The sequence below is a fragment of the Myxococcus sp. CA040A genome (assembly GCF_013336725.1).
Taxonomy (GTDB): Bacteria; Myxococcota; Myxococcia; order Myxococcales; family Myxococcaceae; genus Myxococcus; species Myxococcus llanfairpwllgwyngyllgogerychwyrndrobwllllantysiliogogogochensis.
Genome location: NZ_JABUMR010000010.1, coordinates 224539 through 236116, shown reverse-complemented (window position 1 = coordinate 236116; position 11578 = coordinate 224539). Strand labels below are relative to the sequence as shown.

Sequence of the window (11578 nt, the reverse complement as noted above, 5' to 3'; positions counted from 1 at the left end):
CCTCGTGGAATAGTTGCGTGAGTAAAGGATTCCTTGGGGCGCGTGTCTGGGTCTTGGGACGCCAGGAGTTGGCTGTGCCATCCTGTGCGGCATGCAAGCAAAGCATGTTCATGCGGGGATGGGGCTCCTGCTGCTGGTGATGGCGGCGGCGTGTGGCTCCTCGAGCTCGAAGGATGAAGGGAAGCGGGACTCTGGGCCGGGCGTGGTGGAGGACGGAGGGGGAGATGGTGGCCACCGCGAGGATGGAGGAGAGACCTTCACCGACGGTGGACTGGATGGTGGCGGGGGAGGGGATGGTGGCACTCCCGAGCCAGACGCTGGCACCCCCGAGTCGGATGGCGGTGTGGAGCCGCTGGCATGTGAGAAGACGCGCGGCGTCTGCGCGGGGGCCAGGCGGGCGTGGGTGGACGGTGCCTATGAGGCGGTGTGCACCGGGCGCTCGTATGGCGCGGACTATGAAGACGTGTCCGAGACGCGCTGCGATGGACTCGACAACGATTGCGATGGCGTGACGGACCCTCCCAGTTGGTCGCGCGTCACGAGTCTGGAGACGGCGTTCGGGCGCGTCTCCAGTCTGAAGACGGACAGCGGCGTGTTCGTGAGCATTGGTGACAGCAACAGGGTCCTCATCCTGAGGTTGAACTCGGAGCTGGCCATCCAGGGTACGGCGAGCGTGTCGATGCCGTGGATTCGGACGGAAGCCCCTGAAGGGAGTCTCCAGAACGCGCAGCTCGTGCGCACGCAGACGGGCTTGGCGCTGCACTACGCCACCGTGGCGCGCAATGGGTCGGCACCGCTCCGGGCTTATCTTGTTCCACTCGACGCCCGGGGCGCGCCGACACCGCTGCCCGAGGGCGGGTTGGTGGAGTACCCACTGCTCGACAGGGAGTTCGACAGTGGGAGCACTCGTGCGGCGACGTCCGTCGCGGATGGCCGGGTGGTGGTCATCTGGCGCGCGGGTTCCGCGCAGTCCCCGCCGATACAGGTGATGGGGACGGTGACGGATGCGCAGGGGCAGGTGCTCACGGCGCCCAAGGCGCTCTTCACGAGCGTGGAGACTGTCACGCAGAAGCTGGCGAACGTCCTGTGGCTGCGCAATGGGGAGATTCTGGTCGCCATGAGTGATGAGAAGTCAGGGCTCGCGGGCGACACGGTGCGCCTGCGTCGCTTCGATGCCAACCTGGACCCGGTGGGCGACGAGCGCTCCTTTGAAACCTCCTATGAGGCGATGCCCTTGCTGGTGGACCTGGGCTCGACGCGCGGTGGGCCCCTGGCGTCGCCCGTGCTTGTCCTGCGAGTGGGGCCGGGGCGCGTGATTCAGGTGGTCGAGAACCTCTTCGGTGGAGGGCTGCCGGAGACGTGGGCGGAAGCCCATTCCCCGGCAGAGGTGCTCTGGTACGGCGCCCTCGCGGACGAAGGAGTGCTCCGCCTGGGATGGATTGCTGCGTTCAAGGACCATCAGGCGCCGCCGCCGGAGGGTGTTGACTATCTTGGGTGGAATGGGCGGCTATGGACCTTGGACGAGGGGCAGGCCGCGGTGGACCGGTCTCCGGGCTCCGAATACCTGCCACTGCATCGGTATGCGCAGTGGGTCCTGATGGAGAAGCTCGCGCCCCGCCGCGTGGGAGCCATGTACATGACGACCACGCTGGACGGCAGCTACCTGGACTCGGTGCGCTACTGCACGCCGTGAACCTCACGGGCTCTATCTGGGTTTGTTGAAGGGGCCGTGAGTTCATTCCCCGCGAGGCAGGTTCGCTCGCTCCTCGCGGGGACTCTGGTGAGAAACATTTGTTAGGGGCTGCGGACGGCGATTCCGTGCCACGGTATGAGACATGACAGCAAAGTGGCTTTCGGCGGGAGTGGGACTCCTGCTGGTGGTGGCGTCGTCGGGGTGTGAGTCCTCGGGCCCGAAGCATGAGCCGGTGCCGGACTCGGGGACGGTGGAGGACGGGGGGCCGGGTGGTGAGGATGCTGGCTCGGACGCAGGCGTGGACCCGCTGGCCTGTGAGAAGCAACAGGGCGTCTGCGCGGGAACCAGGCGCGCGTGGGTGGACGGCGCCTATGAGCAGGAGTGTACCGGGCGCTCGTACGGCACCGACTTCGAAGCCGCCGAGACGCGCTGCGATGGGCTCGACAATGACTGTGATGGCGTGACGGACCCCGAGGTCCGGTCTCGCGTCACGAGCCTGGAGGCGGGGTTGTTCGCGGGGTACGCGTCGAGCATCCAGACAGAGCATGGCGTTTTCATGGCCGTGGGCAGCCCCGATGATGTCCGCATCTTGCGGCTGGATTCGAAGCTGGTCCTCCAGGCCACGACCCGCGTGCCGATGCCGTGGGTGCGGACGGGAGGAACCCCTGAGGCGCTCCAGCGCACCCAACTCGTGCGCACCGCGAATGGACTCGCGCTGTACTACTCCACCGTGGCGCGCGATGCGGGGGCACCGCTCCGTGCCTATCTCGTTCCGCTCGATGACCTGGGCGCGCCGATACCGCTGCCCGAGGGTGGACTGGTGGAGTACCCGCTCCTCGACAGGCCGCTCGACCAGGAGTCCACGCGTGTGGCGATTTCTCCCGCGGGTGACCGGCTGGTGATTCTCTGGCTCGCGGGTTCCGCGCAGACCTCGTCGATGGAGGTGATGGGGACGGTGACAGATGTCGAGGGTCACGTGCTCACCGCGCCCAAGGTGCTCTTCAAGAAGGTGGCGAACATCAGCCCACGACTCGGGAGTGTCATCTGGCTGCGCAATGGAGAGGTGCTCGCCGCCATGGTGGATGTACGGCATGGGAATCTGGGGGAGGCCGTGCGACTGCGCCGCTTCGACGCGAACCTGGACCCGATAGGTGAGGAGCGGTCATTTGAAACGTCTGCATATTTCCCGGCGACTCCCTTGCTGGTGGACCTGGGGGCCGCGCGGGGAGGACCCCTGGAGTCGCCCGTCCTGGTGATGCGCATGGCTGGCGCACCCGATTGGATTCGCAGGATTCAGGTGGTCCAGAACCTCTTCCACGGAGGAGTCCCGGAGGACTGGGTTACAACTCCTAAGCCCCATGTCGCCTGGTTCGGTGCGTTCGCGGATGAAGGGGTGCTGCGACTGGCGTGGCTCTCGTATTTCAAGGACTTCAGTGCGCCGTCGCCGGGGGGGAACATCAACATCGGGTGGAGTGGGCGCCTGGGGACGCTGGACGAGGGGCACGCTCAGGTGGAGCGGTTCGCGGAGTCCGAACCCCTGCCGCTGCACGGCTCTTCGCAGTGGGTCCTGATGGAGAAGCTCGAGCCCCGGCGCATGGGGGCCCTGTACATGACGGCCACCACGGACGGTATCTCGCTGGATGCCGTGCGCTACTGCACGCCGTGATTCGCGACGCGCGCCGTCCGAGGGGACTTCAGCCCTCGGCGGCGCGGACGCGCTGGGAGCGGCGTCGGAGGTAGTTGTTGAGGAACGCCTTCACGGCGGGGTGTTGGGATTCGCGGAAGGAGTCGGGCGGGCCGTACTCGACGACGCGGCCCTCGTGCATCAGCGCCAGATGGTCCGCCATGCCGAAGGCAGAGGCCACGTCGGGCGTAATCACCAATGAGGTGGCGCCGAGCTGCTGCTTGCCGGTGAAGATGATTTCGTTGACGGAGGCCGTGGTGAGCGGGTCCAGACCGGCCGTGGGGTCGTCGTAGAGGAGGATTTTCGGCTGGAGGATGGCGGCGCGCGCGAAGCCCACGCGCTTCTGCATGCCGCCGGAGAGCTCGCCCGGAAAGCGCGTCGTGGCGTGGGACAGCCCCACCATGGCGAGCGTCTTGTCCACCGTCTGGCGAATCTCGTCCTCGGACATCTCCGTGCGCTCACGCAGCGGAAAGGCCACGTTGTCGTAGACGTTGAACGAGTCGAACAGGGCATTGGCCTGGAAGAGGACGCCCTGCTGGCGGCGCAGTTGGTTCAGCGCCTTCTCGTCCAACTCGGCCACTTCCTCGCCGTTGACCTTTACCGACCCCCGGTCCGGCTTCATCAGCCCCATCAGGTGCTTCATCAGCACGGACTTGCCGGAGCCGGACACGCCCATCAGCACGCAGGTGGTGCCCTCGGGCACGACGAGATTCGCCCCGCGCAACGCCGCGTTGTCACCGAAGGACTTGTGGAGGTCCTTCACCTCGATGGCCAGCTTCGCCGCCACCTGACTGCCCGATTCGCTCATCGCTCCTCACCATAGTGCGGGCCCCGCCGCTCCGCCCCTCCCAAGACGCGAACCCGCGGCAGCCCACCACCGAGCGGCAACTCGCCCCCTCGCTCGGCACATCGCCATCTGGCCCCCGCGTCCCTCGACGAAACCACCAGTCGGCCTGGATAAATGCCGCCACCCGGTGGGGCCCGCGCCGCGCTCCTGCGCCCGAGCGCTCGAAAGGAAACGTCCCCTTCACCTCGGCATGCACTGTCTTGTTTTCCTGGTTAAGAGGACTTCGGGGCCAGGCCGTGGGTGGGCCCCGAACCCCTCACCCCCGAGCACAATGAAAACCAAGAGACTGGGTGTTGTTGCCGGTGCCACGTTGTTGGCGTTTGGGCTGGTCGCCGAGGCGGCGTCCCTCTTCCGCAACACGGGCACGTTGTCTGGCTGGAACTCCATCAGCCGGGAGCACCGAGGTTCGGTGAACGAGGTGACGAACGTCACCTACGAGGGGCCGACGGGCCTCAAGATGACGCAGATCTACGATGCGGCCTACGGCGGCCGGTACCACTCGGAGGTGATGCGAAGCAACGTGTACCGCCGAGGGGACACGGGCTTCTACGGCTTCGCGTTCCGGCTGCAGGCGGACTGGCAGTTCCAGCCGCAGTCGTACAACATCGCGCAGTTCATCGCGGACTTCTCCGACACGGGCTGCGACGACTACATGCCGTCGAGCATGGTGTGGATTTCGGGCAACCAGCTCTTCACGCGGGTGAAGCAGGGCACCATCTGCAATCAGAAGACGGTGACGTTCGGCAATCTGGTCACGGTGACGGCGGGGGAGTGGCACAAGATTGTGATTCAGGCGAAGTGGGCCACGGATGGGACGGGCTTCTACAAGCTGTGGTTCGACGGGACGAAGGTCCTGGAGCAGTACAACCTGAACACGACGATAGCGGACGACCGCTACTTCCAGTTCCGGGTCGGGCTGTATGCCAATGGCTGGTACGACAACGGGTACATGCAGGGCAGTCAGGGCACGCGGAGCATCTGGTTCGACGAGATTGGCGTGGGGACCACCTTCGCCGACGCCGACCCCGCGCAGTGGTAGAGAGGCAGTGCGCTCAGCGGGCCTGACTCGAGCAGGCCCGCTGCGAGGTGGGCCCTCCAGACATGTCCCTGTCGAAGGAATACCTGAAGGGGGCTCAGCGCCTGGCGCGTCTTCCCGGGCGTCTCCACCTCAGGACGTCGTGCTCGCGCAGCGCTCGATGATGGCGCGAAGCTGTGTCTGCACGCCGCTGAGCGCGCTGCGCAACCGCGCATGTCTCAGCGAGCCGGCCAGCGCATTGGACAGGGCCTGAAGCACCGCGCTCTCGGCCGTGGGCCACGCGCGCTCCGTCCGACAGTCGTCGAAGCCCACGAAGCCCCACCACTCGCCGCCCAGCGTGATGGGACACACCAGCAGCGAGCGGATGTCCTGGCTCTCCAGCAACTCGCGCGCGGGGGACGCGAAGTCGCGGGGATGGCCCTTCACCACCTGGCCCGAGGACAGCGGCGGCACCCAGGACGGCAGCACCTCGTCATACGGCACGTTCTGGAGCTCGGGGTTGTCGAGCTGCGCGGAGGTCGAGGCCGCGGTCCACTCGTATCGCTGACTGCACAAGAGCTTCCCATCGGCGGCCTTGCTGTTCTCGAAGATATAGACACGGTCGACGTCGAGCGCGGCACCTACTTGTCCAAGCGCCTCCGAGACGTTCTGGGGCTCGAAGCCCTTGTCCAACAGCAACTGCGACACATTCATGATGGCGGCGTACGCCTTCGAGGCCATGAGGGGGAGCTCCAGGTGGGGGACGGGCCTGTCGCGCCGGGGGAGCGCGAAGAAGAAGCGTCGCATGGCACGACACCCTCGGGTCAAGCCATGCTCCTGGACGTACCAGGTCCATACGCTCCGTTGCTTCCGAGCCGCCCGCGTCATTTTCCCCGAGGAGACCATGCCCCTTCATCCCCGCACCTTTTCCCAGACGTGGGCCCGCGCACTGGCCACGACCCTGTCACTCGCGAGCCTCACCGGCTGCGGCCCGGAGCACGCCACCCCCGCGCCCACTGTCGCCACCACGTCCGCTTCGCTCGTTCCCCTCCAGGGAGACACCTCCTGTGTCTGGGGAAGCCCGGACTGCAATCTCTGTGTCCCCGACGTCCCCTCGCGCTTCAATGAACTCCGAGACCATGGCGAGGTGCTTGGCTTCCGCCCCGGTTCGTTCAACTTCAACGTGGCCTATCCCGGTGACAATCACTGGCAGGGGATTCAACGCCTGTCACTCGGCTCCGGGCGCTACCTCGTGGTGTCCAAGCGAGACGGCAACACCAACGGCAACGTGGGCCACGTCGTCCACCTGCCCTCGCGCAACGGTGAAGGACTGCGCCTTCGCTCCAACCGCCTGTCCCCCTCCATCTCCCAGCCCGAGGACACCGCGCCACCGCTCGATGACCGCGCGGTGACGGCGCTCCCCGTACTCAATGGCTACGCCCACGGCGGAGGCATGCAGGCGGTGGGCAACATCCTCGCGCTCCCCATGGAGCAGGGCCCCGACTCCGGCCGCGTCGCGCTGTATGACTTCAACCAGGGCCTGTCTCCCGAGCCCTTCGCCTTCATCCCCGGCGCCTCCGCGAACGCGGGGACGGCCTCGCTGACGCGCCTGTCCGACCGGCGCTACCTGCTGCTGCTCGGCCAGTACGACGCGAAGGTGCTCGAGGTCTTCCTCTCCACCTCCACGGACCTCCGCTCGCCGACGAACGCGTGGACGCGCGTGGACCAGTGGGCCCGCGAGGAGCTGGCCTCCGACTCCTGGGGCCCCTTCCAGAACCTCAACTTCGTCACCGACTGTCAGAACGGTCAGCTCTACCTGGTGGGCACGCTGCTCGGCGGCCTGCGCTGGGGCCCCGTCAGCGACGACTACGCCCACCTCTACCGTGTGAGTCTGGACGGCCACCTGCGCCTGGAGCACGTCGCGGCGAAACACCTGTACTGCAGCAACGACGGCGCGCGGCAGTGCAACCTCGACGCGGCCGGCGGCGTCTTCGTGGGCGCGGACCGCAAGCTCATCGTCTACGCCACCGAACACGCCGACGACGGCCCCGCGGGTTCCGTCAAGATGGTGGAGTTCCGGAGCATCTGGGCGAACGACGGCTGCGGCGCCGACGTCTCGCGCGCCTTCGTCGATTTCTACGACGACTCCGACTTCACCGACCGGGGGTTCATCTTCGACTTCGCGGACCGGGGCTCGAAGAACTGGGCCCGCTTCCACGACATCGACGGGCTCAACGACAAGGTCTCCGCCGTGCGCTGGTGCCTTCCGCCCGGACACCGCGTGCGGCTCCACGCCGACGCCAACTACAGCGGCAAGACTCAGGACCTCGTCGGAGACGGTTCACTGCGAGAAGTGAATCTCAATTCTTGGGGATTTGGAGACAAGGTCTCCTCGGCGCGCTGGCTCGCGGACTGAAACATTCCGACACATGGCTTCAGGGGGTGGGGTGGAAATCAGCAGGTAACTTCCTGATACATTCTAGCGATAACTCTTTAGCCACCTCGTACGGAGTTCTGAGACCCATGAGCATTCGCCGCACTGATGGTTCGAAGCCGACGGTCCTCCCCACCATTTCCGCTGAGGCTCAGCCGAAGAACACCGCGAAGACCCGGACGGCTCCGAACGTCATCAAGGACGGCTTCGGTCCCGCTGCGAAGACCACCGACCTGGCGCGCGCCGAGCAGACGCTGAAGCCGCTGCCGGCGCCCGTGGGCCGCCTGTCGCTGGAGAGCAAGGAGGCGCAGTCCGCCATCCAGACCTCGCTGGAGCACCTCACCCCGGCCACCAGCAAGCCCGCGACGCAGGGGCTCCGGGGCGGCATCCAGTACCCGGCCTTCGTCCCGAAGAACGTGGAGCGCGACGAGCTGGGGATGACGCACGTGCGCCTGGACCGGCAGCACGAGGGCGTGAAGGTCTACGCCGAGCAGGTGGTGTCTCACCTCGGCAAGGACGGCAAGGTGAGCAGCGTCACCGGTGACCAGTCCACGATTCCCGCCGGCCTGGGCACGCAGAAGCCCCAGCTGTCCCACGCGCAGGTGCTGGACATCGCGCTGAAGGACTTCGCGGGCAAGCCGGACCGCCAGCCGAACTCCGAGCGCGTCATCTACAAGGACCCGTCCGGTGAGTACCGCTCCGCGTACCGCGTCGAGGTCGCCAATGTGAACGGCACCGACAACCCGCGCCGGATGAACTACCTGGTCGACGCGAACACCGGCAAGATTTACGAGAAGTTCAACACCATCGACGGCTTCAAGAACTGCCCCTGCGCCACGCACGGCACGGGTGACGCCGCGGCCACCAAGGGCACCAAGGGCGCCGCCGCCACGCCGCCCGCGGACGTGAAGGTCTCCACCACGCCGAACGCGGCCATCAAGGACAACGCGACCGTCACCTCCAAGGTGAAGGTGGCCGACGACGTCACTGTCGACAAGCTCAAGCTGTCGCTGAACATCAGCCACACCTACAAGGGCGACCTGTCCGTCACGCTGACGAGCCCCTCGGGCAAGAGCGCGGTGGTGCACAACCGCACCGGCGGCAGCACGGACAACGTGAAGGGCGACTTCGACCTGAGCGCCTTCGCAGGCGAGAAGGCCAAGGGCGAGTGGACGCTGACGGTGAAGGACAACGCCAAGGGCGACAGCGGCAAGCTCAACAGCTGGGGCCTGGCGATTTCGCCCAAGGCCACCCAGCCTCCCACCGAGCCCCCGAAGCCGCCCGTCCCCGGTGGCACCGCGGATGACACCTCGCTCTACAGCGGCAAGGTGGACCTGAAGACGAAGCAGGGCGCGGACGGCACGTTCACCCTGGAGGACAACACCCGCGGCAAGGGCATCTCCACGTACGACGCGAAGAACCAGGAAGAGGCGAGCGGCACCACGCCCTTCAAGGACGACAACAACGTCTGGGGCGAGGCGACGGACCCGAAGCGCAACCAGGCCGCCGTGGACGCGCACTACGGCGCGGCGATGACGTACGACTTCCTCAAGGACGTGCTCGGCCGCGACTCCATCGACGGCAAGGGCGAGAAGCTCGTCAACTACGTGCACGTGAGCGAGAACTACGTCAACGCGTACTGGGATGGCGAGAAGATGTCCTACGGCGACGGCGACGGCGTGGACTCCGGTCCGCTCACCGCGCTGGACATCGCGGGCCATGAAATCGCCCACGGCCTCACCGAGCGCACCGCCGGTCTGGTCTACCGCGGCGAGTCCGGTGGTCTGAACGAGGCCATGAGCGACATCATGGGCGCCGGCGTGGAGTGGTACGCGTCCACGAAGAACTCCGACGTGAAGTTCAACTGGACGATTGGCGAGACGGCCTGGACGCCGACGAACGGCGATGCGACGGACGGCCTGCGCTACATGAACGACCCCACGAAGGACGGGTACTCCATCGACAACTACAAGGACTACCCGAAGCAGACGGAGGTCCACGGCTCCAGCGGTATCGCCAACAACGCCTTCTACCTGCTGGCCAACGGCGGAACGAACCGCACGTCCAAGCTCGAGGTGAAGGACGGGGTCGGCATGGACAAGGGCCTGAAGATTTACTACCGCGCCCTGGCCCACTACATGACGCCGAGCACCACGTTCGCCCAGGCCCGCACCGCCACCATCCAGGCGGCCACGGACCTCTACGGCGCGGACTCCACCGAGGTGGCGAAGGTGAAGGAGAGCTGGACCGCCGTCGGTGTGAAGTAGCCCTGACGTTCAGGACCCGGGCGCGAGGTTGACTTCGCGCCCGGGGGACTGACGCAGCGGCGGCGACGGGAGGGGCGCCGCCGCGCCGGTCCGTTTCAATCCGCTACACGGGGTCGTGGGTCACAGCCTGCACAGCGTTCCGGCCGTCGTGTTGCCGTTGCAGCCGCCGAAGTAGTGGTCGGGGGTGTTGGTCTGGTAGCCGCAGTGGGTCCAGTTGCACTGGTTGCCCAGGGCATCTGTCCCAGCCGGCGTACACAAGCGCATGGGCTGGTTCGCGTTGCAGGCCGTGCCGGACGTGGTCGACACCGCGCAAGCGGACGAGCCCGTGCCCAGATAGCGCAGGTTGTCGCTGGTCCAGTAGTTGTACCGAGGGGCCGCGAGGCCATGCTGACTGGTCCAGGTGCTCGCGGTGCTCGCCGTCCAGCCCGGGGCGCACAGTTGATTGCGATTGGGCCACGTCACCACGCCCGAACAGCCCACGAGGTTGCTCGTGAGGACCTGCTCGACGGAGCCATCCGCGCAGCCCCGCGTCGGCACGCAGAGCGCACCCGCCGTGGGGTTGCCCGCGCAGCCGCCAAAGTATTGGTTGGGCGGAGGGAGCGCGCCGTACCCGCAGTTGACCCAGTTGCACGTGTTGCCTTCGGCGTCGGTGCCCGTGGACCGGCACACGCGCATCGGCTGTCCGGCGGGGCACGCGCTCCCCACCGTCGCGCTCACGTAGCACGCCGCCGCCGAGCCGGTGTACTTGAGGTCGTCGTTGGTCCAGTAGTGGTGCGTGGGCACGCTTGTGCCATGGAGGCCGACCCACTCGGCGGCGGTGGCCACCCGGTACCCGGGAGCGCACAGCGCGGCGCGACCCGCCCAGTTCGTACTCCCGGCACACCCCACCATGCCGTTGGAGAACGTCTGCTCGACGGAACCATCCGCGCATCCCCGAGGAACGCAGAGCGTGCCCGCCGTGGTGTTGCCCGCGCAGCCTCCGAAGAACCTGTTGGGGGTGTTCGCCAGCAAGCCGCACCCGGTCCAGTTGCAGGTATTTCCTTCTGCGTCGGTGCCGGCGGCCGTACACACGCGCATGGGCTGACCGGCGGGACAGGCGGTGCCCGTCACGTACGAGACGCTACAGGTCCCCGACACGCCGCTGTAGCGCAGGTCATCATTGGTCCAGTAGTTGTGCGCGGGCGCGAGTCCAAGGAACAGCGTGTCCCATTCCCGCGCGCTCGCGGGGCGGAAGCCAGGCGCGCAGAGCGAGGCGCGGCTGCCCCAGGTGACCTTGCCGGCGCACCCGGCCATGCCTCCCGAGAAAATCTGCTCCATGGTTCCGTCGGCACACGGAACGCCGGGAACCAGCGGTGACTCCAGGGATGACTCTTCTTGAGACACGAACTCCCCTGTCTCTTCTTCCGCTTCGATGGGCACGTTGCATGCCGTCATCCACAGCAGAGACCCCAGGGCCAGCCCCTTCACGAACACTCTGAATCCGGCGCACTTCATGGACAGCCACTCCGATGCGACAAACCCGCTCCATGCGGCGCCGGCAGCCTTGTCGTCCCTGTCGCTGTATCACCAGCCCCCCGAAACAAGGGTGTCCGGGGGGCGACGGCGCGCGGGGCCCGTGTTTCATTATGGGCGGGCCGT

Annotated in this window: 8 protein-coding genes; 5 read left to right on the top strand and 3 right to left on the bottom strand. The window is 66.8% G+C overall.

Going from position 1 to position 11578, the window contains the following annotated elements; genetic code table 11:
• Positions 1-91 precede the first annotated feature (91 nt).
• Both HUA75_RS38055 and HUA75_RS38050 read left to right on the top strand, forming a co-directional pair.
• Positions 92-1693, top strand: a complete 1602-nt coding sequence (locus HUA75_RS38055; RefSeq protein WP_174489222.1) for a putative metal-binding motif-containing protein — start codon at positions 92-94, stop codon at positions 1691-1693.
• 142 nt (positions 1694-1835) lie between these two features.
• Positions 1836-3359 carry a putative metal-binding motif-containing protein gene (locus HUA75_RS38050; protein ID WP_174489221.1) on the top strand — a complete coding sequence of 508 codons (1524 nt, stop codon included), beginning with the start codon at positions 1836-1838 and terminating at the stop codon, positions 3357-3359.
• A 28-nt stretch (positions 3360-3387) separates the two neighbouring features.
• Here HUA75_RS38050 and HUA75_RS38045 read toward each other — a convergent pair whose 3' ends face one another.
• Positions 3388-4185, bottom strand: a complete 798-nt coding sequence (locus tag HUA75_RS38045; protein ID WP_141643052.1) for an ABC transporter ATP-binding protein — start codon at positions 4183-4185, stop codon at positions 3388-3390.
• Between the two features lie 310 nt (positions 4186-4495).
• On the opposite strand from HUA75_RS38045, the gene HUA75_RS38040 reads away from it, so the two are divergent.
• On the top strand, positions 4496-5263 hold the full coding sequence (locus HUA75_RS38040) for a polysaccharide lyase (protein ID WP_174489220.1): 768 nt from the start codon (positions 4496-4498) through the stop codon (positions 5261-5263).
• Between the two features lie 129 nt (positions 5264-5392).
• Here the strand turns inward: HUA75_RS38040 and HUA75_RS38035 are convergent, their stop codons facing one another.
• A complete protein-coding gene (locus tag HUA75_RS38035) occupies positions 5393-6046 on the bottom strand; it encodes a GAF domain-containing protein (RefSeq protein ID WP_254627985.1) in 654 nt (217 codons plus the stop codon).
• A gap of 97 nt (positions 6047-6143) precedes the next feature.
• Between HUA75_RS38035 and HUA75_RS38030 the strand changes: the two genes are divergently transcribed.
• Both HUA75_RS38030 and HUA75_RS38025 read left to right on the top strand, forming a co-directional pair.
• A complete protein-coding gene (locus tag HUA75_RS38030; protein ID WP_174489219.1) occupies positions 6144-7655 on the top strand; it encodes a hypothetical protein in 1512 nt (503 codons plus the stop codon).
• 107 nt (positions 7656-7762) lie between these two features.
• A complete protein-coding gene (locus HUA75_RS38025) occupies positions 7763-9940 on the top strand; it encodes a M4 family metallopeptidase (protein ID WP_174489218.1) in 2178 nt (725 codons plus the stop codon).
• Positions 9941-10060: 120 nt separating this feature from the next.
• On the opposite strand, the gene HUA75_RS38020 is transcribed toward HUA75_RS38025, so the two are convergent.
• On the bottom strand, positions 10061-11434 hold the full coding sequence (locus HUA75_RS38020) for a hypothetical protein (protein ID WP_174489217.1): 1374 nt from the start codon (positions 11432-11434) through the stop codon (positions 10061-10063).
• Positions 11435-11578: the final 144 nt, after the last annotated feature.

Coding starts and splice junctions, on each gene's coding strand:
- HUA75_RS38030 (WP_174489219.1), top strand. CDS start 6,144: ATGCCCCTTCATCCCCGCACCTTTTCCCAGACGTGGGCCCGCGCACTG.
- HUA75_RS38020 (WP_174489217.1), bottom strand. CDS start 11,434: ATGAAGTGCGCCGGATTCAGAGTGTTCGTGAAGGGGCTGGCCCTGGGG.
- HUA75_RS38055 (WP_174489222.1), top strand. CDS start 92: ATGCAAGCAAAGCATGTTCATGCGGGGATGGGGCTCCTGCTGCTGGTG.
- HUA75_RS38035 (WP_254627985.1), bottom strand. CDS start 6,046: ATGCGACGCTTCTTCTTCGCGCTCCCCCGGCGCGACAGGCCCGTCCCC.
- HUA75_RS38025 (WP_174489218.1), top strand. CDS start 7,763: ATGAGCATTCGCCGCACTGATGGTTCGAAGCCGACGGTCCTCCCCACC.
- HUA75_RS38040 (WP_174489220.1), top strand. CDS start 4,496: ATGAAAACCAAGAGACTGGGTGTTGTTGCCGGTGCCACGTTGTTGGCG.
- HUA75_RS38050 (WP_174489221.1), top strand. CDS start 1,836: ATGACAGCAAAGTGGCTTTCGGCGGGAGTGGGACTCCTGCTGGTGGTG.
- HUA75_RS38045 (WP_141643052.1), bottom strand. CDS start 4,185: ATGAGCGAATCGGGCAGTCAGGTGGCGGCGAAGCTGGCCATCGAGGTG.